Genomic DNA, 23,452 nt, shown 5'->3' with positions numbered 1-23,452 from the left:
TACCATATTTTGTGGCAGTTTACTCTTGTCCGAGCCCTTCTAGCAAGGGCACAAACCTGACTGCGCGCAATTCGTCGTAATCATAGCCGCTGTCAAGCCTTGTCACGCGGATCAGGCTTTGCACAGCGTCCGATTGTCCGACCGGCAGCACCATGATCCCGCCCACGCGCAGCTGCGCCAACAGCGGTCCTGGCGGGTCCTCCGCAGCGGCGGTCAGCAGGATCCGGTCGAACGGCGCCTGATCGGGCAGGCCGAAGCTGCCGTCGGCGGTGAAGGTCGTGATATTGGCGATTTGCTGCCGTGCAAAGATTGCGTGCGCATCCTCGACGAGACTGCGGTAGCGGTCGATGGTGTAGACGCGCCGCGCGAGCTTGCTCAGGATCGCGGCCTGATAGCCGGACCCTGTCCCGATCTCGAGCACTTTGTCGCGCGGATTGACCTGCAACGCCTGCGTCATCAGCCCCACGACCGAAGGCTGCGATATGGTCTGCCCGCAGGCGATGGGCAGGGGCATGTCCTCATAGGCGCGGTCCGCGAAAAGGCCCCGCACGAATGCCGCACGATCGACCTGTTCCATTGCGGTCAACACGCGGCTATCGGTGACACCCTTGCTGCGCAGGGCATAAAGGAACTGCATCTTGGTATCCGCGTCAAAGCTCACGCCAGCGCCTCTTGCAAGGTGGCCAGCATCGCGCGGTCGGTCAAATCCGCGCGCATCGGCGTGACCGAGATATAGCCGTCCAGATTGACAGCGGCATCGGTGCCGGGGTCGGTCGGCACGTCCTGCGCGCCGCCGCGCACCCACAGGAAACGCCGCCCGCTGGGCGAGGTTTGCGCCTCGGCCGAAAAATGCGTGCCGCGCCGGAACCCTTGGGCGGCGGCGCGGATGCCTTTGACATCCGCAGCCGCAACGGGGGGAAAATTGACGTTGTAAAACAACCGGTAATCGGCGTCATCCCACAGATCGCGCGCCATCAGTTTGCGGACCACATCCGCACCATGCGTGGCTGCGGCATCGAACGGATCATCCAGATCCTTGTTGGCGGGGCCGAAATACTGCGAGAGCGCGATTGCGGGAATGCCTTGCAGCGCCGCCTCCATCGCGCCGCCGATCGTGCCGGAATAAAGCGTGTTTTCGGCGGCGTTGTTGCCACGGTTCACACCTGACAGCACCAGATCGGGACGCGCGTCGATCATCACGTCGTAAAGCCCCGCGATCACGCAATCGGCAGGCGAGCCTTCGGCGGCAAAGCGGCGCGGGCCCAGTTCGGCGATCATCGTGGGATGGGTGTAGCTGATGCAATGACCCACACCCGATTGCTCGAAGGCGGGGGCGACGGTCCAGACCTGACCTGTTGGCCCGGCGATATCCTGCGCGATCCGGGTCAGAACCTGCAGGCCGGGCGCGTTGATGCCGTCGTCATTGGTGATCAGAATACGCATGTGCCGCCCTTTATTGCTGGCCAATACCTAGGCCAGCAGGGGGTCGGCGGCAAGCCGCGCAGGGCTGTGGGGGGCGCCCCGTGCGCCGTTGTGGCGCAAAGGACCCAACAGTGTGATCAGTCCGCCAGAATTTCGGGCAAGAGCCGTGCCGCCTCTGCCTTGGGGTCGGTCAGGGGGCTGCGATCCTCGCCGGGGTAAAACCTTGCGCGCGTCGCGGTCGGCATGGGCGCAGGCGTCAGGATCTGCACGCGCGGGCCGGTCTTGACCGATTCCGCCTGCCAACTGCGGGCAAGCGCGATTTGCGCGGCCTTTGTCGCGCCGTAAGCGCCGAAAAACTGCTGTCCGCCGCGCGGGTCGTCAAAGAACACCGCCTTGCCGGTCTGGCCCAGCAGGGGGCTGACATAGGCGATCAGGCGGGCGGTCGCCTCGACGTTGATCGTCATGGATTTGCTCAGGTCCTTGGGGCCGATGTGGCCCGCAGGGGCCAAGGGGGCGGCGTGGACGGCGGTGTGCAGCCACAGATCAAGCTTGCCCCAGCGGTCGAATATCCCCCGGCAGAGCTGCTGCATCGCGGCATCGACGGTGATGTCCATCGGCGCAAGTGTCGCGGCCCCGCCTGCGGCCTGCACGGCATCATCCAGCTCTTCCAGCGCGCCGACGGTTTTCGCCACGGCGATGATGTGATGGGTCGGTGCCAACTGGCGGGCAAGGGCCGCGCCCAAACCGCGCGATGCGCCGGTGATCAATGCTATCTGTGTCATGGCGCGTCTGTCGGATGAACGCAGCCCGACGTCAAGAGGGATCAGTCGCCCGCAGGCAGTTGCATGGCGAAGGTGACACCGTCGCGGTCCGTGATCAGGACTTGCGTCTCGCCAATGGCCGTCACCGTCAGCCCCATGGTCTGCATCCCCGGCACGATCCGCGCGATCTGTCCGTTTGCGGCGCGGATCAAGGCGGCGGGGCCTTCGGTGGTGCTGAACAGCCCAATCAGCGTCAGCCGGTCAAGTGCCAAGGCATCAGGGGTGGTGGCCTGCGCTGCGGCAGGCGAAGTGTCAGATTGGGCCATGGTTTTTCTTTGCTCGCTCGCTTTGGCTTTGGGGTGCCACAGATCGCAAGCAGGCGAAACCCTGCGACGCGGGTCAAAACCGCGCAGGTGACACGGCGCGCGCTATTCCGCCGCCGTCTTGGTCTGGAACCCCTGTTCGATCATGTCGGACGGCGCGACAGGATATTCCCCTGAAAAACACGCATCGCAATAGGCGGGCGAGGCCGGATCGCGGCCGTTTTTCTGGCCCACGGCGCGGTAAAGCCCGTCGAGCGAGATGAATTTCAGGCTGTCCACCCCGATATGCACGCGCATTTCGTCTTCGGTCATGGTCGCGGCAAGCAGTTTATCACGCTGCGGCGTATCCACCCCGTAAAAGCAGGGCCAGGCCGTCGGCGGGCTCGCGATGCGGAAATGGACCTCTGCGGCACCGGCATCAAGGATCATGTCTTTGATCTTTTGGCTGGTGGTGCCGCGCACCACGCTGTCATCGACCAGAATGATCCGCTTGCCGCGCACCAGCGCGCGGTTGACGTTCAGTTTCAGCCGCACGCCCATGTTGCGGATCTGCTCGGACGGTTCGATGAAGGTCCGCCCCATATACTGGTTGCGGATGATCCCCATCGCATAGGGAATCCCCGATTGCAGGCTGTAACCGATGGCCGCCGGCGTGCCGCTGTCAGGGACGGGACAAACCAGATCAGCCTCGACCGGGGCCTCTTTGGCCAGTTCGCGGCCGATATTTTCGCGCGTTTCATAGACGGAACGGTCGCCCAAGATCGAATCAGGGCGGCTGAAATACACATGTTCAAAGATACAGAACCGCGATTTGGCGGGGCGGAAGGGGAAATGGCTCTGCACGCCCTTGTCGCTGATCACCACCATTTCGCCTGGTGCGATGTCGCGGATGAATTCCGCGCCGATGATATCGAGCGCACAGGTTTCCGAACTCAACACCCAGCCATCGCCCAATTGCCCCAGCACCAGCGGGCGCACGCCCAAGGGGTCGCGGCAGCCGATCAGCTTGGTGCGGGTCATGGCGACGATGGAAAACGCGCCTTCGACCTTGCGCAGCGCTTCTTCCATGCGGTCGGGGATGTTGCGGCCCATCGAGCGTGCCATCAGATGGATGATGCATTCACTGTCCGACGAGCTTTGGAAGATCGAACCGCGTTCGATCAACTCCTTGCGCAAGGCCAGCGCGTTGGTGATGTTGCCATTATGCGCGATCGCGGCACCGCCCATGGAAAATTCGCCAAAGAACGGCTGCACGTCGCGGATCGCGGTCTGGCCTTTCGATCCGGCGGTGGAATAGCGCACATGCCCGATTCCGATGGTGCCGGGCAGGGTTTCCATGACCTTCTGGTTGGTGAAATTGTCGCGCACCAGCCCCATGCGGCGGGCCTGATTGAACCCTGTCGCGGGGTCATGGGTGACGATGCCGCCCGCCTCTTGGCCGCGATGTTGCAGCGCATGCAGGCCGAGGGCCACAAAGTTCGACGCATCGGTCACGCCGACGACACCGAAAACGCCGCATTCCTCGCGCAGCTTGTCGTCGTCAAAGGGATGGGCGGGAAGGTCCTTGTGCGACACTGGGCTGCTCCGAATCCGTGGGAGGGCGATTTTCCTCTACTTAGTCCCTGACGGCGCGGGTGTCACGAAACGATCATGAACATCTGCATGTAAAGCCGGGCCGCGCACGACGAAGCCACCGCAAGGCTGCGGTGGCTTTGGTTTTTGCACGGATGGCCTGCTTATTCGGTGACAGGTGCGGGTTCGGTGATCGGGGTGGTTTCGGTCACGGGCGCGCCGCAATTGCCAACCAGGTCCTGATACTGGCTGGTGATCCAGCCAAGCGCCTGTTCGGGGTTCTGCGCCTCGATCCGGGCGGTCAGCTGTGCAAAGACACCTGCCGACCGGCTGTCGTCGATCATCGCGAATTGCTGGGTTGCAAAGATCGTGTCGTAGACAAAGAACGCGACCGCGATCAGCAGGATCCCGCGCAACACGCCAAAGAAGAACCCCAGCGCCTGATCGACACCACCAAGCGCCGAGCGTTGCACAACGCTGGAAAACAGTGGCGTGAAGATCGACACGATGACCAGCGCCACGGCAAAGACCGCCGCAAAGGCCGCGATGATCGCCAGTTCGCAACTGTCGCCGATGAAATCGCCCACAATGGGGATCTGCCGCACCAGCGGTTCGACCTGTGGCGCAAAGATGAAGGCGACGATTGCCGCACCGATCCAGCCAAGAATCGCCATCGTTTCGCGCACAAGGCCACGGCTGTAGGCCAGCACCCCCGAAAGCAACACGATGATTGCCACGCCTGCGTCGACGAGTGTGAAACCGTCCATGCTCCGTCTCTCCTGCCAGTGACGCCTTAGCGCGCGCCGAATACATCTTCTACAAATGCGGCCAAATCATGTGACTGCCGCAAGGATATCCCCTTTACCGCGACCTGCTTGGCCTGACGCGGTGTGATCGCAGAGGTAAAACCAAGTTTCTCGGCTTCTTTCAATCTATTTTCGGTCTGGACCACCGGACGCAGCGCACCTGACAGGCTGATTTCCCCGAAAATGACCGCATCCGACGGCACGGCCGCATCCTCGCGCGCCGAAACAAGGGCCGCGGCCACTGCAAGGTCGGCAGCGGGTTCGGAAATGCGCAAACCCCCTGCGACGTTAAGGTAAACGTCCAATCCGGTGAACGGCACGCCGCAGCGTGATTCGAGCACGGCAAGGATCATGGCAAGCCGCCCGCCGTCCCAACCGACGACCGACCGGCGCGGCTGGCTGTGTGGCGATGGTGCAACAAGCGCCTGGATCTCGCAGAGCATCGGGCGGGTGCCTTCGATGCCCGCGAACACGACTGACCCGGGGGCAGGGGCACCCCGTTCGGACAAAAACAGGGCCGAGGGATTCTTCACCTCTGCCAAGCCCTTGCCGGTCATTTCGAAAACGCCGATCTCATCCGCGGGGCCGAAACGGTTTTTCACCGCGCGCAGGATGCGGAACTGGTGGCCACGCTCGCCCTCGAAATAGAGCACGGTATCGACCATATGTTCCACAACGCGCGGACCGGCGATACTGCCGTCCTTGGTGACATGGCCGACCATGATGACCGACATGCCGTTGCGTTTGGCGAATGTCGTCAACTCATGCGCCGACGACCGCACCTGAGACACGCTGCCGGGGGCAGAATCGACATTGTCCGCCCACATCGTCTGGATCGAATCGATGATCGCCAGATCGGGCTTTTCCGCCTCCAGCGTGGTCAGGATGTCGCGCAGGTTGGTTTCGGCGGCCAGCCTGACGGGGCTTTTCTCCAGCCCCAGACGGCGGGCGCGCATCTGCACCTGTGCTGTCGATTCCTCGCCCGAAATATAGATCACCTTCAACCCGTTGCGCGCGAACCGTGCTGCCGCCTGCAACAGCAACGTGGATTTCCCGATCCCCGGATCACCGCCGACCAGCAGGGCCGAGGCCTTGACCAGCCCGCCGCCCAGCACGCGGTCAAGTTCGGCCACACCGGCCTGCGTGCGCGGCGGTTCGGGCTCATGCGTGTCCAGATCGATCAGCGGGATCGGCTTGCCGCGCAAGGCGCCCAAGGATTTGCCTTTAGGACCGCTGGCCAAGGCCTTGGTTTCGTGGATGGTATTCCACGACTGGCAGGCATCGCACTGGCCCGACCATTTGGAATAGGCGGCACCGCATTCGGAACAGGTGAAGGAAAGATCTTTTGCCATGTTCACCTTTTGGACTTATCGGGGGTGCCATGCAACCCGTCCCGCGCCGTCAGCCCCGAGATCAGGATCGACGCGAGGATACAGGCGGTGAACAGATAAAGCCCCCAGGCGGTTTCCACCCGTCCCAGCCCCATGCTTTTGAACACGACGATGTAGAGGGCGATCAGGAACACATCGGCCATCGCGAATTTGCCCAGCCATGCCAGCACCGGCAAGGTGCGGTCGGCCAGCAGCCCGAAATGCACCAGCGCCAGCCCGATCGTCTTGAGATAGGGCAGAAAAATCGCGAGAGTCGTGACCACCAGCGCAAGCAGGATGTCAGTGCCCCAAAGCGATTGCAGTCCTGTGACGACCGAGATTTCAGACAGACCGAACAGCGGCAACAGCCCCGCCCGCATCAGCGGTGCGAACCAGGCGACAGGAAACAGGATCAGCAGCGACAGGTTGGCGTAAACCAGCGCCCGCTGCATCACTTGCCATAGGTCCGACGGGTATAGCGCCCGCCAAGTTGCGTCAGCAGTTCATAGCCGATGGTGCCCGCACGGCGCGCAACATCATCCACGCTTTGTTCCGCGCAGATCAGCGACAGCGCCTTGGGGTCATCGGGCAGGTCGGTGACATCGACGGTCATCAGGTCCATCGACACGCGGCCCACCAGTTTGCACGGCGTTTTGCCGTGATAGAAAATCGCGCGGTCCGACAGCGACCGGATGATGCCATCGGCATAACCGCCCGAAATTGTGGCGATACGCGAAGGGCGTTCCGCCTGCCAGCTGTTGCCATAGCCCACAACCTCGCCCTGTGCGACATCGCGGATCTGGACGACGGGGAATTCCAGCTCGATGGCGGGCGTGCCCTGGGCGAAAGGTTCCGCCCCATAAAGCCCGATCCCCGGACGGGTCAGGTCGAAATGATAGTCCGGCCCCAGCAGGATACCGCCCGTCGCAGACAAGGACCGTGGCACCCCGATCCCGTCGGTCATCATGTGGAAATTGGCGAGCTGATGCGGGTTCATCGGGTGGTCGGGCTCATCCGCACAGGCCAGATGGCTCATCACCAGCGTGGGGTTCTGTTCCAGCGCCAGCCCTGCAATCGCCGCCCATTCCTGCATTTCCAGCCCCAGCCGGTTCATGCCGGTATCAAGCTGGATGCCGAACGGATGGCCGGGCAGGGTCTCGAAATGATGCGTCACCTGTTCCACGGAATTGAGCATGGGCGTCAGGTTCAATTCACGGATCGTGTCGGTGTCGCCTTTCATATGCCCTGAAAACACGTGGATCTCGGGACGCGGGCCCAGTTCCGCACGGATGGGGGCGGCTTCTTCGGTGACAGCGACGAAAAACTGCCGCACGCCCGCCTTGAACAGCGCCTTGGCGACATTCACCGACCCCAGACCGTAACCGTTGGCCTTGATCACGGCGGCGGTCTTGCAATTGGTCATGGCGTCCAGCGCGCGCCAGTTGGCGACGACGGCGTCAAGGTCGATGGTCAGGCGTCCGGTGCTCATGGGGGTCCTTTTGGCAGGGGCAGGCGGGGGCGGCAAGGGCGGATGAAGGTGCAGCCCCTAGAACTGCTGGTCGCCGCCTTGCTGCCATGGTTTGACAAGGTTGCCAAAGCGGGTGAAGCGGCCCTCGAAGCTCAGCTCGACGGTCCCGATGGGGCCGTGCCGTTGCTTGCCGATCACGACTTCGGCCTTGCCGTGCAGGCGTTCCATCTCTTCCTGCCAGGCGGCCATCTTTTCCATCTCGTGATCACCGGGCTTTTCGCGTTCCTTGTAATATTCCTCGCGGAACACGAACATCACGACATCGGCGTCCTGCTCGATCGAGCCGGATTCGCGAAGGTCCGACAATTGCGGGCGCTTGTCCTCGCGGCTTTCGACCTGACGCGACAACTGCGACAGGGCGATGACGGGGATGTTCAACTCCTTGGCGATGGCTTTCAGACCCATCGTGATCTCGGAAATCTCGTTCACGCGGTTTTCAGACCGGCCTGTGCCGCGCACCAGTTGCAGGTAGTCCACGATCAGCACATCCAGCCCATGCGTCCGCTTGAGCCGGCGCGCGCGCGCGGCCAGCTGCGCAATCGGCAGGGCGGGCGTGTCGTCGATGAACAGGGGACACGCCTCCAGCGATTTGGCGGCATCGACGAAACGGCGAAATTCGGTTTCGGTCATGTCGCCGCGACGGATCTGTTCGGACGGCACTTCGGCGGCTTCCGACAGGATACGCGCGGCCAGCTGTTCCGCGCTCATCTCCAGCGAATAGAAACCGACGACCCCGCCATCGACCGCCCCTTCTGTGCCGTCTTGCAAGATGCCTTTCTTGTAGGCCTTCGCCACGTTGAACGCGATATTGGTCGCAAGCGAGGTTTTGCCCATCGACGGCCGCCCGGCAAGGATCAGAAGGTCGGATTTGTGCAACCCCCCCAGTTTCTTGTCGAGATCGATCAGCCCGGTGGATACGCCCGCAAGCCCGCCTTCACGCTGGTAGGCCGCGTTGGCCACGTTCACGGCGTCGGTGACCGCGCGCAGGAACGACTGGAACCCTTGGTCGGTCGTGCCCTGTTCGGCCAGCGCGTAAAGCGCCTGTTCGGCCTCGACGATCTGGTCTTTGGGTTCGCTGTCCACATCGACCTTGGCGGCCTTGTCGGCGATGTTGCGGCCCACCTGGATGAGTTCGCGCCGCACTGCCAGATCATAGATCATCTGCGCGTAATCACGCGCCGCAAAAGCCGAAATCGCAGCCCCCGCCAGACGCGCCAGATAGGCAGGCCCGCCCAGTTCCTTGAGCCCCTCGTCATCCTCCAGAAAGGTTTTCAGCGTCACGGGACTGGCCAGCGCATTCTTGGAAATCCGCGTCGCTGCCGTCTCGAAAATGCGGGCATGCACCGGGTCATAGAAATGTTTCGGCCCGATGATCGCCGCCACCCGGTCGAAAATATCGTTGTTAGTCAGGATCGCCCCCAGAAGCTGTTGTTCAGCCTCGATGGAATGCGGCATCAGATCGACACTGGCCTCGGCACTGCCGGACGCGTTGAAGGTCGCTATTTCGTTCATCACTTACCTCGCATGTCGCAGTGTCATAGCAGGCCTTGGCGCAGAGTTCACCTTGTATAACTCTGTGGATAGCTGGCGGGATAAGCCCGTGCAAAAATCCGCCACCCGGCCCTTGCCTACCAGATAGGGCAGGCGTCGCAGCCTTGTTCACTACATATCGGGCCGACGCGATTCTTCCCCGCCTGCCTGTGGATAAGTTCAGGCGGAAGCCTGCCACCCTGCCGGATCGCGCAGGTAAGCCTCGACCGCGGCCAGCGTTTCGGGGTCATAGGCGCCGCGCGCCTTGGCCTCGGCCAGCACGTCCCACCATGTGCACAGATGCAGCAATTGCACGCCATGATCGGCCAGCGTTTTCTCGACACCTTCGAAAATGCCGTAATAGAAAATGACCGCCGTTGCCGAACAGGTGGCCCCCGTTGCGCGGATCGCATCGACAAAGGACAGTTTCGATCCGCCGTCGGTGGTCAGATCTTCGACCAACAGCACGCGCTGGCCTTCGGTCATCACCCCTTCAATGCGCGCATTGCGCCCGTAACCCTTTGGTTTCTTGCGCACATAGGTCATCGGCAGCGCCAGCCGTTCCGCCACGAGGGCGGCAAAGGGAATCCCCGCCGTCTCGCCGCCCGCGATATTGTCGAAGGCCTCGAACCCGGCCTCGCGCATGATCGTGATGGACAGAAAATCCATCAGCGTGGACCGGATGCGCGGGTAGGAAATCAGCTTGCGGCAATCCACATAGGTCGGCGCTTTCTTGCCCGAGGCATGGGTGAAAGGCTCGCGCGCGTTAAAAGTGATGGCACCGATTTCGAGCAGCATCCCTGCGCTCAGTCGCGCGATTTCAGCCTTGTCGGGATAGGAGGAGGGGATCATGGCAGTCTCTTTCACATCTTCCGAGTATAAACATCCCCGCGCGGGACGCGCCGGGCGTCAGTCCGTCACGCGCCAGTGCAGATCGAACCCGGGGTTGAACAGGGTCACGGGACCGTCGCCCGTGTCGATCCGGTCGGGATAGGGAACAGGATCGCCCTTGGTCAGGGTGATCGTCGCCTCGTTCGGGGGCAAGCCATAGAACATCGGCCCGTTGAGCGATGTAAACGCCTCGAGCTTGCGCAACTGGCCTGCGACCTCGAACACTTCCGCCAAGCAGGACATTGTGTTGGTCGCGGTGAATATCCCCGCGCAGCCGCAGCTTTGCAGTTTCGCGCCATCGGTATGCGGCGCGGAATCCGTGCCAAGGAAAAACCTTTTGTCGCCCGACACCGCCGCTTGCACCAAGGCAATCCGGTGCGTCTCGCGCTTTGCGACTGGCAGGCAATAGAAATGCGGCCTGATCCCGCCCGCAAGGATATGGTTGCGGTTGATGATCAGGTGATGCGTGGTGATCGTGGCGGCAAGGTTTTTGGGGTTGTCGCGGACATAATCGACCGCATCCTGTGTGGTGACATGTTCCATCACGACCTTCAGATCCGGCACTTTCTTGCGCAGCGGCTTGAGGATCTTGTCGATGAACACCGCCTCGCGGTCGAAAATGTCGATGTCGTGGTCGGTGACCTCGCCATGTACGCAAAGCGGCATCCCGATTTCGGCCATCACATCAAGGACGGGGCGGACCTTTTCGAAATCGCGCACACCGGACGCGGAATTGGTCGTCGCCCCCGCGGGGTAGAGCTTGACCGCCGTGGCGATCCCCGCTGCATGGGCGGCGCGCACGTCTTCGGGGTCTGTCGCTTCGGTCAGATAAAGCGTCATCAGCGGCGTAAAATCCATGCCCTCGGGCAGCGCCGCCATAATCCTGTCGCGATAGGCGGCCGCATGCGCCCCTGTCACCACAGGCGGCACCAGATTGGGCATCACGATCGCGCGGGCGAAATGGCGCGCGGTTTCAGGCAGAACCGCGCGCAGCATGGCGCCATCGCGCAGGTGCAGATGCCAGTCGTCTGGGCGGCGGATCGTGAGGCTGGTCAGGTTTTTATCGGGCATGGCAGTGCAATTACACAATCGCGATTGCGCTGACCATCCCTTTCCTGCGGCCTAGAAAAACGCCTGCAATCCCGTCTGCGCGCGCCCAAGGATCAGCGCATGCACGTCATGGGTGCCTTCATAGGTGTTGACCGTTTCCAGATTGACCATATGGCGCATGATCTGGAAATCCTCGGAAATCCCGTTGCCGCCGTGCATGTCACGCGACGCCCGCGCGATATCCAGCGCCTTGCCGCAATTGTTGCGCTTCATCAGGCTGATCATCTCGGGGGCGGCGCGGCCTGCCTCCATCAGACGGCCCAGTTGCAGGGCGGCCTGCGTGCCAAGCGCGATCTCGGTCTGCATATCGGCGAGCTTCTTCTGGAAAAGCTGCGTCTGCGCCAATGGCTTGCCGAACTGCTTGCGATCAAGGCCATATTGCCGCGCCGCATGCCAGCAGGCCTCGGCCGCCCCCATGACACCCCAGGCGATGCCGTAACGCGCACGGTTCAGACAGCCGAACGGCCCTTTCAACCCCTGCACACCCGGCAAAAGCGCGTCCTCACCCACCTCGACATTGTCCATCACGATCTCACCCGTCACAGACGCCCGCAGGCTCAGCTTGCCGCCGACTTTCGGCGCGCTCAGGCCCTTCATGCCCTTGTCCAGCACAAACCCGCGGATCTTGCCGCCATGGGCCTCGGACTTAGCCCAGACGACGAACACATCCGCAATCGGCGCATTGCTGATCCACATCTTGGACCCGTTTAGTACATAACCGCCATCAGTTTTCTTGGCCGTCGTTTTCATCCCCGCAGGGTCGGACCCCGCATCGGGTTCGGTCAGCCCGAAACAGCCAATGAGCGTGCCCGCCGCCAGCCCCGGCAGATATCTCGCACGCTGCGCATCGGACCCGTAAGCATGGATCGGATACATGACCAAGGACGATTGCACCGACATCATCGACCGATAGCCGCTGTCCACCCGCTCGATCTCGCGCGCGACAAGGCCGTAGGTGACATAGCCCGCGCCCAGCCCGCCGTATTCCTCGGGGATCGTCAGGCCCAGCAATCCGGCTTCGCCCATCAGGCTGAAAATCTCGGGCTCGACCAGCGCATCGCGGTAGGCGGCGGTCACCCGCGGCTGCAATTTGTCCTGTGCAAACTTGCGCGCGGCATCGCGCAACATGCGCTCATCCTCGGTCAGCTGATCCTCCAGACGCAGCGGATCGGCCCAGTCGAACGGCCCAAGATCGGGGCCAAAGCCTGTGGCGGTGATGGGGGCATTCTGATTCATGACGCGATCTCCTTGTTGGGTCCAAGTCTAGGCCGCGGCAGGCACGGGGGCAATGCATGCCTTGACGCAGGCCGCGGCGAATGCAGCTATAGGCCGAGGGCGGAGGGGATCACATGGCATTTGACAACATCGACGCGGTGCAGGCCGCCTTGGGCGCTGAGGGCTATATCTGCGGCAGACCTTTGGCCACCGTGGTGTTTCTGGCACTGCGCCTTGGCCGCCCGTTGTTTCTGGAAGGCGAGGCCGGCACCGGCAAGACCGAGATCGCAAAAGCACTCGCCGCCGCCCTTGGCCGCCGCCTGATCCGGCTGCAATGCTACGAAGGGCTCGATGTCGCCTCTGCCGTCTATGAATGGAACTTCGCCGAACAGATGATCGCGATCCGCACCGCCGAGGCGACAGGCGGCGCCGACCGCGACGCGCTGAAATCGGAACTTTTCACCGAAGACTACCTGATCGAACGCCCGCTCTTGCAGGCGATGCGCCCGCAGCCCGGTGGCGCGCCGATCCTGCTGATCGACGAGCTTGACCGCACCGATGCCCCGTTCGAGGCCTTCCTGCTCGAAGCGCTCTCGGATTTCCAGGTCACGATCCCCGAACTGGGCACGATCAAGGCGGCGGAACCCCCCATCGTGATCCTGACCTCGAACCGCACGCGCGAGGTGCATGACGCGCTCAAACGCCGCTGCCTGTACCACTGGGTCGACTATCCCGATTTCGACCGCGAAATCGCGATCCTGCACGCCCGCGCCCCCCAAGCGAGCGCCGCGCTGTCGGCGGAAGTCGTGGCCTTCGTCCAGCGGCTGCGTGACGAGGATCTTTATAAAAAACCGGGCGTGGCCGAAACCATCGACTGGGCGAAATGCCTGCTTGCACTCGACGTCGTAAACCTTTCGCCCGAGGTCATCAGCGACACCTTGGGTGCGCTGTTGAAATATCAGGACGACATCCAGAAACTGCAGAACGCACAGGCCAAACGCATCCTCGACGACGCCCGCGCCCGCCTGACCCCATGACCTCCGATCTTCCGAGTAGAAATATCCCACAGGGGTCTGGGGATGTGAAATCCCCAGCTTACGCGCCACTTGCCTTGCCGGACGACCCCAAGTTGGCAGGCAACATCACCCATTTCGCGCGCGCCTTGCGCAAGGCGGGCGTGAAACTCGGCCCCGGACGGGTGATCGACGCGATCAACGCGGTGCAGGCGGTGGGCTTCACCGAGCGCGCCGATTTCTATTGGACCCTGCACGCCTGTTTTGTGTCCAAGCCCGAAGACAGCGCGATCTTCGCGCAGCTGTTCCGGCTCTACTGGCGCGACCCGCAATATATGGAACAGATGATGTCGCTGCTGACCCCGATGGTTCACGGCGTGCAAGAGGATCGCACAGCAGAAGCGGCGGAAAAACGTGCGGCCCAAGCCTTGCTCGACGGGCGCGAACCGCCCGCGCCAGAGGCACCGGCCCGCGAGGACGAGATCGAGATCGACATCGACGCAAGCCACACCGCATCCGCCGAGGAACGCCTGCGCCAGCTTGATTTCGAACAGATGAGCACGGCGGAAATGGCCGCCGCCACGCGGATGCTGGCGGACTTGCGCCTGCCGGTGCCGCCGATCCTGACACGGCGCAGGCAGGCCTTGCCGGGGCCGCTGGCGGATTGGAAACAGACCATGCGCCGCGCCGCACGGCAGGGTGGCGAGATCGGCAAGCTTGCGACCGCGCGCAAGCGCATCCGCTATCCCAACCTTGTGGTGCTTTGCGATATCTCGGGCTCCATGTCCTCCTATTCGCGCGCCGTGCTGCATTTCGTCCATGCCGTCGCCAACCGCGAAGGTCAGGGCTGGGCGCAGGTCCATGCCTTTACCTTCGGCACGCGGCTGACCAATATCACCCGCCACATGCGCAGGCGGGATGTCGATGCCGCCCTTGCCGCCGCAGGCGCGCAGGCGCAGGATTGGGAAGGCGGGACGCGGATTGGCGCCTGCCTGCATGATTTCAACCGCGACTGGGCGCGGCGCGTCGCAGGGCAGGGGGCGGTCGTGCTGCTGATCACCGACGGGCTGGACCGCGACGCCACCCATGATCTGGGGCGCGAGATGGAACGGTTGCAACTGACCTTCAGCCAAGTGATCTGGCTCAATCCGCTCTTGCGCTGGGACGGTTTTGCGCCGCTCGCACGCGGAATCGCGCAGATGCTGCCGCATTGCACCAGTTTCCGTGCCGCGCATAACGTGGCATCATTGGCAGGACTGGCCGAGGCCGTAACCCGCCCCGATGACGGGGGCGAAAAACGGCGGATGCTGGCGGCCTTGCAGGGGGGATCGCGGACATGACAACGGAACCCGCACAACTGGCGCTGGACTGGGCGCAGGCAGGCCGCAAGGTGGCGCTGGCCACCGTGGTCGAGACATGGGGCTCTGCCCCGCGCGGTGTCGGCAGCCAGCTTGTGATCGACGCAGATGGCGCGATGGAAGGGTCGGTTTCGGGCGGTTGCGTCGAAGGCGCTGTGGTCGTCGCGGCCATCGACGCCATCGCGGCGGGCAAACACGCGATCCTCGAGTTCGGCGTCAGCGATGACGAGGCTTTTGCCGTGGGCCTTGCCTGTGGCGGGCAGATCCGCGTCCTGGTGCAGCCCGTGGGGGACGGCCTGACGCTTGCGATCCTGCAAGCCTTGGCCGATGCCCGCGCCGCCGCCCGCCCGATAGGGCTGGCCACTGATCTGGCAACTGGCAGCAGCCGAGTGATAACCGCTGCGGATGCGCCCGACCGTTTCCGCCTTGACCGTGCGGGGCTGGAGGAGGATGGCACCTTTATCACCATCCAGAATCCCCCCCTGCGCATGATCATCGTGGGGGCTGTGCATATCGCGCAGCCCTTGGTCGGCATGGCGCGCGCCTGCGGCTATGCGCCGGTGCTGATCGACCCGCGCGGGGCCTTCGGGTCAGAGGCGCGGTTTCCCGGCGAGACGATTGTCGAGGATTGGCCAGACGAGGCGCTGGCCGCGCTGAAACCCGATTCCCGCACCGCCATCGTGACGCTGACGCATGATCCCAAACTCGACGATCCCGCGATCATGGCCGCCCTGCGCAGCGATGTGTTCTATCTGGGCTGTCTGGGGTCCACCCGCACCCATGCCAAACGCGTTGCGCGGTTGCAGGCAGCGGGATTCACCGAAGGCCAGATCGCGCGAATCCATGCCCCCGTCGGTCTGGATATTGGTGGCCGCCATCCTGCGGAAATCGCGCTCAGCATCATGGCGCAGATCACGCAAGTCCTGCGGCAAGCCAGATGAAATTCGGCCCCGTTCCCGTGGCAGAGGCGCTGGGTGTGATCCTTGCCCATGCGGTTCAGGCGGGCGAGACGGTCTTGCGCAAAGGCCAGGTGCTGACCGCCGCCGATATCGCGGCCTTGCAGGGCGCGGGCCTGGGCCATGTCACTGTCGCGCGGCTGGACGCAGGCGATCTGGACGAGAATGCTGCGGCTGCGAAACTCGCCCGCAGTCTGGCGGGCGATCACGTTAGCGTCAGTGCTGCGGCGACGGGTCGCGTCAATCTTTTTGCAGATGCAGCAGGGATCGTCAGTCTGGATGCTGCGGCCATAGGCCGCTTCAACGCGGTCAATCCGATGATCACGGTGGCGACCCTGCCGCAGTATACCCGCGTGGCGGCGGGCAATATGATCGCGACGATCAAGATCATTTCCTATGCCGTGCCGGGGGCGGATGTGGACCGTGCCGCAGGCATGGCGGTGGCGCTGCGCATCTTGCCGCCTTTGTATCGCACGGCCACCCTGATCGAGACGCAACTGGGCGAGGCACCTTCTGAAAAAGGGCGCGAGGCGCTGGCCAAGCGGCTGTCGCGCTTTGATGTCGCACTTGATGACCGTTGCCTTTCACCACATGAAATCAGCGGCTTGTCTGCCGCACTTGATACCGCAAAGGGCGAGGTGATCTTTATCCTGACCGCCTCGGCCACATCCGATATCGACGATGTCGGCCCCGCCGCCCTGCGCGCTGCGGGCGGCACGGTCAGCCAGTTCGGCATGCCTGTCGACCCCGGCAATCTGCTGTTTCTGGGCGACTTGCGTGGCAGACCCGTCATCGGCCTGCCGGGATGTGCGCGCTCGCCTGCGCTCAATGGTGCCGATTGGGTGCTGGAGCGGGTGATCTGCGGGCGCAGTCCCGCGCCCGATGATTTTGCGGCGATGGGTGTCGGTGGCCTGCTCAAGGAAATCCCCGACCGCCCCCAACCGCGCCGCGAGATCGGCTGATGCTGCAAAGCAGCGAAAGATCGTTGTTCTCAACGCGTTTCAGCCGTGCTTAACTCATTCCATAGCAACGATGTATCGGGAGGAACGAATGGCATCTGTAGCAATGGTCGTGAACGGCAAATCCGTCACGAAGGAGGTGGAAGGCCGCACGCTTCTGGTGGATTTCCTGCGCAATGACCTGCGTCTGACAGGCACGCATGTAGGCTGTGATACATCGCAATGCGGGGCCTGCGTGGTGCATGTGAACGGTCAGGCGGTCAAGGCCTGCACGATCTTTGCAGTCGAGGCGGACGGGGCCGAGGTTGCCACCATCGAAGGGCAGGCCAACAAGGACGGGTCGCTGAACGTGATCCAACAGGCCTTTCAGGACCACCACGGTCTGCAATGCGGGTTCTGCACGCCCGGCATGGTGATGTCGGCGGCGGCGCTGCTGAAGGAAAACCCCAAGCCGACCGAGGCTGACGTGCGCAGTTACCTGGAGGGGAATATCTGCCGCTGTACGGGATACCACAATATCGTCAAGGCGATCATGGCCGCATCCGGTCAGGACGTGACGGCCATCGCCGCCGAATAAGAATTCAGGGAGCAACGGGGCGCGCGCTATCCTGCTGCCGTCCCAACCGGGAGGAATTTCAATGCCAAAAGATCATGGAATCGGCGCCAGTGACAAGCGCCGCGAAGATGTCCGCTTTCTGACAGGGGCGGGACATTACACCGACGATATCAAGACTTATGGGGCGACGACGGCGATCTTCTGTCGCTCGACCGTGGCGCACGGGATCATCAAATCCATCGACACTTCCGCCGCGGAAAACATGCCGGGCGTGCTGGCCGTTTTCACCGGGGCTGATTTCGCCGATGTCGGCGGCAACCCCGCGGGCTGGCTGATCAACAGCCGTGACGGCACGCCGATGAAGGAACCCAAGCGCCCTGTGCTGGCGCATGGCAAGGTCCGCCATGTCGGTGACGCCTATGCCGCCGTGATCGCGGAAACCGAATTGCAGGCGCGCAACGCCGCCGAGGCGATTGTGGCCGAGATCGAGGAACTGCCCGCCATCGTCGACATGGCCGCAGGTTTGGCTGGCGATGCGTTCGTGCATGACGAGATCGGCACCAACCAGTGTTTCGACTGGGGCTGGATCGAGGATAACCGCGCCGCAACCGACGCCGCAATCAAGGCCGCCCCGCATGTGACGACGCTGGAGCTGGTCAACAACCGTCTGGTGCCCAATGCGATGGAACCGCGCTGTTCCATCGGCAATTACGACGCGGGCAATGATTCCTACGTCCTGCAGACCACATCGCAGAACCCGCATCTGACGCGCCTGCTGATTTCTGCTTTCGTGATGGGCATTCCCGAAAACAAACTGACCGTGATCGCCCCCGATGTGGGCGGCGGGTTCGGGTCCAAGATCTATCATTATGGCGAAGAAGCCCTGGTGCTGGCCGCCGCGCGCAAGATCGGACGTCCGGTGAAATGGACCGCCGACCGGACCGAGGCGTTTCTGACCGATGCGCATGGCCGCGACCATGTGACGAAAATCGAACTGGCCTGTGAAAAGGACGGCACCTTCATCGCCTTCCGCACGGAAACCATGGCGAACGTCGGCGCGTATCTGTCGAACTTCTCGACCGCGACGCCGACCTTCCTGCATGGCACGCTGATGGCGGGGAATTACACCGTTCCCAATGTCTATGTGAACGTCAAAGCCGTGTTCACCAATACCGCCCCCGTTGATGCCTATCGCGGCGCGGGTCGGCCAGAGGCGACCTATTCAATCGAACGCGTCATCGACAAGGCCGCGCGCGAATTGGGGATCGACCCGATTGCCATCCGGCGCAAGAACTTTGTCAAGCCGGATCAATACCCGTTCGTCAGCGCCGCCGGTCTGGAATACGATTCCGGCAACTACGATGCGCTGATGGATACCCTCGAAAAGCACATCGACCGTGAAGGGTTCAAAGCGCGTCGCAAGGAAAGTGAAGCGAAGGGCATGCTGCGCGGTCTGGGCCTGAATGCTTATATAGAGGCTTGCGGGATCGCGCCGTCGAACCTAGTGGGGGTGCTGGGCAGCCGTGTGGGCCTTTATGATGCGGCCACCGTGCGGGTGAATGCCACCGGCAACCTGTCCGTCATGGTCGGCGCACATAGCCACGGGCAGGGGCATGAAACCGTCTTTCCCCAGATCGTCGGCGAAATGCTGGGGATTGATCCCCAAAGCATCGACATCGTGCATGGCGATACGTCGAAAATCCCTTTCGGGATGGGCACCTATGGGTCGCGGTCCTTGGCGGTCTGTGGGTCCGCCATGGTGCGGGCCACCGAAAAGATTATCGCCAAGGCCAAGAAGATCGCAGCGCATATGCTGGAAGCATCCGCCGATGACGTGGATTTCAAGGATGGCCAGTTCACCGTCAAAGGCACCGACAAATCCGTCAGCTTCGGCGAGGTCGCGCTCAAGGCCTATATCCCCCATAACTTCCCGCTGGAAGACATCGAACCGGGGCTGGAGGAAACGGCGTTCTACGATCCTGCCAACTTCACCTATCCCTCCGGCGCCTATGCCTGCGAGGTCGAGGTGGACCCCGATACCGGCAAGGTGCGGGTGGACCGTTTCATCGCGGTGGACGATTTCGGCAACATCATGAACCCGATGATCGTGACCGGGCAGGTGCATGGCGGTCTTGGCCAAGGCATCGGTCAGGCGCTGCTGGAAGGGGCGCGTTACGATGCGGACGGCCAGCTTTTGTCGGCCAGCTACATGGATTACACCATGCCGCGCGCGGATGATTTGCCGTTCTACACCGTCGATCACGCCAATGGCACGCCCTGCACGCACAACCCGCTTGGCGTGAAAGGCTGTGGCGAGGCAGGGGCGATCGGGTCGCCGCCGACAATCGTCAACGCTGTCGTCGATGCGCTGCAATCGGCTGGCAAGAACGTCACCCATATCGACATGCCCCTGACGCCGCTGCGCGTCTGGGAAGCCATGCACAAAGCGTAAGGAAGAGCTGTCATGTATGCTTTTGAAATCGAACGGCCCACCACCATCGCGGATGCGGTCAAGGCCATGGAACATGACGGGGCGCAAGCCTTGGGCGGCGGGCAAACCCTGATCCCGACGCTGAAGGCGCGCCTTGCCGCGCCGGATGTGCTGGTCAGCCTGACGGCGATTGGCGAGATGAAGGGCGTGTGCATGTCCGATGACGGGATGCTCTGCATCGGGGCGGCAACGACCCATGCCACCGTCGCCCGCGAGGCGGCGGCGCATTTCCCGGGGCTTGCTGGACTGGCGAGCCATATCGGCGACCCCGCCGTGCGCAACCGAGGCACGATTGGCGGATCGCTGGCCAACAACGACCCTGCGGCCTGCTATCCGGCCGCAGCACTCGGCACCGGGGCGGTGATCATCACCAACACCCGCCAGATCGCGGCGGATGATTACTTTCAGGGGATGTTCACCACCGCCTTGCATGGTGGCGAGGTCATCACAGAGGTCCGTTTCCCGATCCCGCAAAAGTCGCATTACATGAAATTCGTCCAGCCTGCGTCGCGTTTCGCGCTGGTGGGCGTGTTCGTGGCGAAATACGCGGACGGCGTGCGGGTCGCGGTCACAGGGGCATCCGAAGACGGCGTGTTTCGCTGGTCCGAGGCCGAGGCGGCGCTGTCCGCCGACTTTTCGGCCAAGGCGCTGGATGGTCTGTCTGTCGATGCGGACGGCATGATCGGCGATCTGCACGGCTCGCCCGCCTACCGCGCGCATCTGGTCAAGGTCATGACCGGACGGGCTGTCGCAGCGGCGGCCTGATCTGCTCGGCGCAATTCCGCCCGTCCTTGTTGACGGGCGGAACGCGCCTACCTCTGGGCTGTTATAGGCGTAAGCGCCGTCCTGTCGGGCGGCTGTTTCCAAGAGGTTAAAAATGCGTCAGTCAAAATTCAAGAATACCACATCGCTCGTTGTCAGTCTGGCGATGGTCACGGCCCCTGTGTTTGCACAAGAGGCCGATCTGCAAGCCTGCGGGGATGCGCCGGAATTTCCCTGCCTGAGCGTTGAAGGCGGGCTGATCGAGGATCGCGCCGCGTTCGACGCGCTGCAAGCGCAGGCCGCCGCCGAACAGGCCGCCGCTGAAGCCGCCGCGCAGGCCGCTGCAGATGCTGCTGCTGCCGAAGAAGCCGCCGCGCAGGCCGCTGCCGAGGTTGAAGCACAGGCCGCTGCTGAAGCAGAAGCGCAAGCTGCTGCACAAGCTGCCGCCGAAGAGGAGGCTCGCGCTGCGGCCGATGCTGAAGCACAGGCCGCTGCTGAAGCAGAAGCACAAGCTGCTGCACAAGCTGCCGCCGAAGAGGAGGCGCGCGCTGCGGCCGAGGCTGAAGCACAGGCCGCGGCCGATGCAGAAGCGCAAGCCGCCGCTGCCGCAGAGGCACAGGCGGCTGCCGATGCTGCCGCCGCCGACGACGCTCAAGCTGCGGCTGATGCCGAGGCCGCTGCGCAAGCTGCCGCTGAAGAAGAAGCCCGTGCCGCCGCCGAGGCCGAAGCTGCTGTCGCAGACGAGGCGCAAGCTGCCGCTGACGCGCAGGCTGCCGCCGATGCAGAGGCCGCCGCGCAAACCGCCGCTGAAGAGCAAGCCGCCGCCGCTGCCGAAGCGCCAGCCGCCGAAGACGCCGCTGCCGAAGCGCAAGCCGCCGAAGACGCCGCTGCCGCGCAGGAGGCCGAAGCGCCAGCCGACGCCATTTCCACCGAAGCGACGGCAGAGCCGGTGGCCGAACCCGCCCCGATCATCAGCGAGGCGACGACCGTCGAAGAACAGCTTGCCCGTGAAGAGACACCTGCCGAAACCGCAGAAGAAGCCCCCGTCGAATCCGCTGCCGCCATGGCCGATATGGAAGGCGAGCCTGCCGCCGAAGACGTCGTCGTCGAACAGGAAACCGTGACCGAGGCGGATGTCCGGTCCAGCACCGAGGATTTCGACAACCGCGTGAACGCGGAACCTGCGCCTGTCGTGCAGGGGTCGAATGACCGGGACGGGCTGTCGAACTTTCAAAAGGCCTTGATCGTGGGTCTTGGTGCCGTGGTTGTCGGCTCTGTGCTGCGCAATGGTGATCAGGTCGTTTCGAATTCGGGCGACCGCGTGGTCGTGCAGCGCGGCGACAATTTCGTCGTGCTGAAAGATGACGACGTGCTGCTGCGCCAGCCCGGATCGCAGGTCGAAACCCAGACCTTCAATGACGGTTCGACCCGGTCCATTGTCACGCGCGAGGATGGCACACGCGTCATCACGATCCGTGCTGCCGACGGGACCGTGCAGCGCCGCGCGCGGGTGCTGGCCGACGGCACACAGATCGAATTGTTCAACGACACCGCCGGCAGCGCGCCGGTGATCGTGTCCGAATTGCCCCCCGCGCCAGTCGCCTTTGCGCAGGGTGCCTCCGGCGTCGATATCGCGACGCTGCGCGAGGCACTGGCGGCGCGCGAACGGGCGACATTCGACCGGACATTCTCGCTCAACCAGGTGCGGACCATTCCCGAGGTGCGCAATCTGGCACCTGCGGTGGATCTCGACACGCTGACATTCGCCAGCGGTTCGGCGGCGATCGACGCATCGCAGACAGCGGCGCTGACCGATCTTGGTCTTGCGATCAATGCGATCGTCGACAACGACCCGTCGCAGGTGTTCCTTGTCGAAGGGCATACCGATGCGGTGGGCAGTGCGGCCTTCAACCTGGCGCTGTCGGACCGCCGTGCCGAAACAGTGGCACTGGCATTGACCGAATTCTTCGGTGTGCCGCCGGAAAACCTTGTCACACAGGGCTATGGCGAACGGTTCCTCAAGGTGCCGACGCTGGCGGATGAACGCGCCAACCGCCGCGTCGGGATCCGCAACATCTCTTCGCTGCTGCAGTAACGATCCGGCAGGCAAGAACAGGAAAGGGCGGCTCATCGAGCCGCCCTTTTGCCGTTGGTAGGATGGGTGATATCACCCATCTTACGAAATTCACTTCGACAGTGGCCCGATCAGCATGACCATCTGGCGGCCTTCCATCTTGGGAAAGTTTTCGACCTTGCCGGTTTCCTTGGTGTCCTCGGCCACGCGTTCCAGCAATTGCCGGCCCAATTCCTGGTGCGCCATTTCGCGGCCACGGAACCGCAGGGTGACCTTCACCTTGTCGCCGTTTTCCAGAAACTTGAACACGCTGCGCATCTTGACGTCGTAATCGTGGGAATCCGTGTTCGGGCGGAACTTGATTTCCTTGATCTCGATGATCTTTTGCTTCTTGCGCGCTTCGGCTTCTTTTTTCTGGGTTTCGTATTTGAACTTGCCGAAGTCCATGATCTTGCAGACCGGGGGAACGGCGTTCGGCGAAATTTCGACAAGGTCAAGCCCGGCTTCTTCTGCCATCTGCATCGCCCGGTCGGGCGATACAACGCCTACGTTTTCGCCGTCTGCACCGATAAGCCGGATTTCGGCTGCCCTGATCCGTTCGTTGATCCGAGGGCCGGTTTCGCGCTGGGGTGGCGCGTTGTGGGGTCTGCGTCCTATGGTCTTGATCCTTTGTCTGTGGCGTAATGCTGGAGGGCAAACTAAACCTGCTTGGGCCGCGCTTCAACCCGCTATCACGCCGTTTCGCAGGTATTTTC

The 23,452-nt window shown here is 63.0% G+C and carries 22 protein-coding genes; 8 read left to right on the top strand and 14 right to left on the bottom strand.

What is annotated here, in order from left to right; all coding sequences use genetic code 11:
- Positions 1-19: 19 nt before the first annotated feature.
- The 13 genes from H147_RS0108440 to H147_RS0108380 all read right to left on the bottom strand — a co-directional run bounded on the left by H147_RS0108440 (position 20) and on the right by H147_RS0108380 (position 12,549).
- Positions 20-637, bottom strand: a complete 618-nt coding sequence (locus tag H147_RS0108440; protein WP_051108196.1) for a protein-L-isoaspartate(D-aspartate) O-methyltransferase — start codon at positions 635-637, stop codon at positions 20-22.
- Between the two features lie 20 nt (positions 638-657).
- A complete protein-coding gene (surE, locus tag H147_RS0108435; protein WP_019954918.1) occupies positions 658-1,443 on the bottom strand; it encodes a 5'/3'-nucleotidase SurE in 786 nt (261 codons plus the stop codon).
- A gap of 116 nt (positions 1,444-1,559) precedes the next feature.
- Positions 1,560-2,204 carry an SDR family NAD(P)-dependent oxidoreductase gene (locus H147_RS0108430; protein WP_019954917.1) on the bottom strand — a complete coding sequence of 215 codons (645 nt, stop codon included), beginning with the start codon at positions 2,202-2,204 and terminating at the stop codon, positions 1,560-1,562.
- 41 nt (positions 2,205-2,245) lie between these two features.
- Positions 2,246-2,509 carry a hypothetical protein gene (locus H147_RS19490; protein ID WP_043699594.1) on the bottom strand — a complete coding sequence of 88 codons (264 nt, stop codon included), beginning with the start codon at positions 2,507-2,509 and terminating at the stop codon, positions 2,246-2,248.
- 102 nt (positions 2,510-2,611) lie between these two features.
- The gene (gene purF / locus H147_RS0108420) at positions 2,612-4,081 is read right to left on the bottom strand and encodes an amidophosphoribosyltransferase (RefSeq protein ID WP_019954915.1); all 1,470 of its coding nucleotides are present in this window, start codon (positions 4,079-4,081) and stop codon (positions 2,612-2,614) included.
- A gap of 161 nt (positions 4,082-4,242) precedes the next feature.
- Positions 4,243-4,845 carry a CvpA family protein gene (locus H147_RS0108415; protein ID WP_019954914.1) on the bottom strand — a complete coding sequence of 201 codons (603 nt, stop codon included), beginning with the start codon at positions 4,843-4,845 and terminating at the stop codon, positions 4,243-4,245.
- Positions 4,846-4,871: 26 nt separating this feature from the next.
- Positions 4,872-6,236, bottom strand: a complete 1,365-nt coding sequence (gene radA / locus H147_RS0108410) for a DNA repair protein RadA (protein WP_019954913.1) — start codon at positions 6,234-6,236, stop codon at positions 4,872-4,874.
- A 2-nt stretch (positions 6,237-6,238) separates the two neighbouring features.
- Positions 6,239-6,706: a paraquat-inducible protein A gene (locus H147_RS0108405; RefSeq protein WP_019954912.1), complete on the bottom strand. Its 468-nt coding sequence runs from the start codon at positions 6,704-6,706 to the stop codon at positions 6,239-6,241.
- On the bottom strand, positions 6,706-7,743 hold the full coding sequence (alr, locus tag H147_RS0108400) for an alanine racemase (RefSeq protein ID WP_019954911.1): 1,038 nt from the start codon (positions 7,741-7,743) through the stop codon (positions 6,706-6,708). The genes H147_RS0108405 and alr overlap by 1 nt, the downstream gene beginning before the upstream one ends.
- Before the next feature lie 57 nt (positions 7,744-7,800).
- On the bottom strand, positions 7,801-9,294 hold the full coding sequence (locus H147_RS0108395) for a replicative DNA helicase (RefSeq protein ID WP_019954910.1): 1,494 nt from the start codon (positions 9,292-9,294) through the stop codon (positions 7,801-7,803).
- A 198-nt stretch (positions 9,295-9,492) separates the two neighbouring features.
- Positions 9,493-10,164 (bottom strand): orotate phosphoribosyltransferase, encoded by a 672-nt coding sequence (locus H147_RS0108390; RefSeq protein WP_019954909.1) that lies wholly within the window; start codon positions 10,162-10,164, stop codon positions 9,493-9,495.
- Between the two features lie 57 nt (positions 10,165-10,221).
- Positions 10,222-11,274 (bottom strand): dihydroorotase, encoded by a 1,053-nt coding sequence (gene pyrC / locus H147_RS0108385; RefSeq protein WP_019954908.1) that lies wholly within the window; start codon positions 11,272-11,274, stop codon positions 10,222-10,224.
- Between the two features lie 51 nt (positions 11,275-11,325).
- Positions 11,326-12,549 (bottom strand): acyl-CoA dehydrogenase, encoded by a 1,224-nt coding sequence (locus tag H147_RS0108380; RefSeq protein ID WP_019954907.1) that lies wholly within the window; start codon positions 12,547-12,549, stop codon positions 11,326-11,328.
- A gap of 113 nt (positions 12,550-12,662) precedes the next feature.
- Here H147_RS0108380 and H147_RS0108375 point away from each other — a divergent pair, with 113 nt between their 5' ends.
- The 8 genes from H147_RS0108375 (at position 12,663) to H147_RS0108340 (ending at position 22,718) form a co-directional block, all read left to right on the top strand.
- The gene (locus tag H147_RS0108375; RefSeq protein ID WP_019954906.1) at positions 12,663-13,565 is read left to right on the top strand and encodes an AAA family ATPase; all 903 of its coding nucleotides are present in this window, start codon (positions 12,663-12,665) and stop codon (positions 13,563-13,565) included.
- A gap of 44 nt (positions 13,566-13,609) precedes the next feature.
- Positions 13,610-14,881, top strand: coding sequence for a vWA domain-containing protein (locus tag H147_RS0108370; protein ID WP_043699591.1), 1,272 nt, complete (start codon positions 13,610-13,612; stop codon positions 14,879-14,881).
- The gene (locus H147_RS0108365; protein ID WP_019954904.1) at positions 14,878-15,840 is read left to right on the top strand and encodes an XdhC family protein; all 963 of its coding nucleotides are present in this window, start codon (positions 14,878-14,880) and stop codon (positions 15,838-15,840) included. Before H147_RS0108370 ends, H147_RS0108365 begins: the two co-directional genes overlap by 4 nt.
- Complete coding sequence (locus tag H147_RS0108360; RefSeq protein ID WP_019954903.1) at positions 15,837-16,817, top strand: molybdopterin-binding protein; 981 nt, start codon at positions 15,837-15,839, stop codon at positions 16,815-16,817. Before H147_RS0108365 ends, H147_RS0108360 begins: the two co-directional genes overlap by 4 nt.
- A gap of 88 nt (positions 16,818-16,905) precedes the next feature.
- Positions 16,906-17,391, top strand: coding sequence for a (2Fe-2S)-binding protein (locus tag H147_RS0108355; protein WP_026352375.1), 486 nt, complete (start codon positions 16,906-16,908; stop codon positions 17,389-17,391).
- Between the two features lie 61 nt (positions 17,392-17,452).
- Entirely contained in the window at positions 17,453-19,822 is a 2,370-nt protein-coding gene (locus tag H147_RS0108350) for a xanthine dehydrogenase family protein molybdopterin-binding subunit (RefSeq protein ID WP_019954901.1), read from the top strand.
- 12 nt (positions 19,823-19,834) lie between these two features.
- A complete protein-coding gene (locus H147_RS0108345) occupies positions 19,835-20,626 on the top strand; it encodes an FAD binding domain-containing protein (RefSeq protein ID WP_019954900.1) in 792 nt (263 codons plus the stop codon).
- 112 nt (positions 20,627-20,738) lie between these two features.
- Positions 20,739-22,718: an OmpA family protein gene (locus tag H147_RS0108340; RefSeq protein WP_019954899.1), complete on the top strand. Its 1,980-nt coding sequence runs from the start codon at positions 20,739-20,741 to the stop codon at positions 22,716-22,718.
- A 90-nt stretch (positions 22,719-22,808) separates the two neighbouring features.
- On the opposite strand, the gene infC is transcribed toward H147_RS0108340, so the two are convergent.
- Positions 22,809-23,303: a translation initiation factor IF-3 gene (gene infC / locus H147_RS0108335; protein ID WP_311135586.1), complete on the bottom strand. Its 495-nt coding sequence runs from the start codon at positions 23,301-23,303 to the stop codon at positions 22,809-22,811.
- Between the last annotated feature and the right edge of the window lie 149 nt (positions 23,304-23,452).

It is taken from the genome of Yoonia vestfoldensis DSM 16212 (assembly GCF_000382265.1).
GTDB classification, from domain to species: Bacteria; Pseudomonadota; Alphaproteobacteria; order Rhodobacterales; family Rhodobacteraceae; genus Yoonia; species Yoonia vestfoldensis.
This window is presented reverse-complemented; position numbering and strand designations above follow the sequence as displayed.

Coding starts and splice junctions, on each gene's coding strand:
- H147_RS0108415 (WP_019954914.1), bottom strand. CDS start 4,845: ATGGACGGTTTCACACTCGTCGACGCAGGCGTGGCAATCATCGTGTTG.
- H147_RS0108340 (WP_019954899.1), top strand. CDS start 20,739: ATGCGTCAGTCAAAATTCAAGAATACCACATCGCTCGTTGTCAGTCTG.
- H147_RS0108350 (WP_019954901.1), top strand. CDS start 17,453: ATGCCAAAAGATCATGGAATCGGCGCCAGTGACAAGCGCCGCGAAGAT.
- H147_RS0108390 (WP_019954909.1), bottom strand. CDS start 10,164: ATGATCCCCTCCTCCTATCCCGACAAGGCTGAAATCGCGCGACTGAGC.
- H147_RS0108380 (WP_019954907.1), bottom strand. CDS start 12,549: ATGAATCAGAATGCCCCCATCACCGCCACAGGCTTTGGCCCCGATCTT.
- H147_RS0108395 (WP_019954910.1), bottom strand. CDS start 9,294: ATGAACGAAATAGCGACCTTCAACGCGTCCGGCAGTGCCGAGGCCAGT.
- H147_RS0108375 (WP_019954906.1), top strand. CDS start 12,663: ATGGCATTTGACAACATCGACGCGGTGCAGGCCGCCTTGGGCGCTGAG.
- pyrC (WP_019954908.1), bottom strand. CDS start 11,274: ATGCCCGATAAAAACCTGACCAGCCTCACGATCCGCCGCCCAGACGAC.
- H147_RS19490 (WP_043699594.1), bottom strand. CDS start 2,509: ATGGCCCAATCTGACACTTCGCCTGCCGCAGCGCAGGCCACCACCCCT.
- radA (WP_019954913.1), bottom strand. CDS start 6,236: ATGGCAAAAGATCTTTCCTTCACCTGTTCCGAATGCGGTGCCGCCTAT.
- H147_RS0108360 (WP_019954903.1), top strand. CDS start 15,837: ATGAAATTCGGCCCCGTTCCCGTGGCAGAGGCGCTGGGTGTGATCCTT.
- H147_RS0108430 (WP_019954917.1), bottom strand. CDS start 2,204: ATGACACAGATAGCATTGATCACCGGCGCATCGCGCGGTTTGGGCGCG.
- alr (WP_019954911.1), bottom strand. CDS start 7,743: ATGAGCACCGGACGCCTGACCATCGACCTTGACGCCGTCGTCGCCAAC.
- H147_RS0108365 (WP_019954904.1), top strand. CDS start 14,878: ATGACAACGGAACCCGCACAACTGGCGCTGGACTGGGCGCAGGCAGGC.
- H147_RS0108355 (WP_026352375.1), top strand. CDS start 16,906: ATGGCATCTGTAGCAATGGTCGTGAACGGCAAATCCGTCACGAAGGAG.
- H147_RS0108440 (WP_051108196.1), bottom strand. CDS start 637: ATGCAGTTCCTTTATGCCCTGCGCAGCAAGGGTGTCACCGATAGCCGC.
- H147_RS0108345 (WP_019954900.1), top strand. CDS start 19,835: ATGTATGCTTTTGAAATCGAACGGCCCACCACCATCGCGGATGCGGTC.
- surE (WP_019954918.1), bottom strand. CDS start 1,443: ATGCGTATTCTGATCACCAATGACGACGGCATCAACGCGCCCGGCCTG.
- H147_RS0108405 (WP_019954912.1), bottom strand. CDS start 6,706: ATGCAGCGGGCGCTGGTTTACGCCAACCTGTCGCTGCTGATCCTGTTT.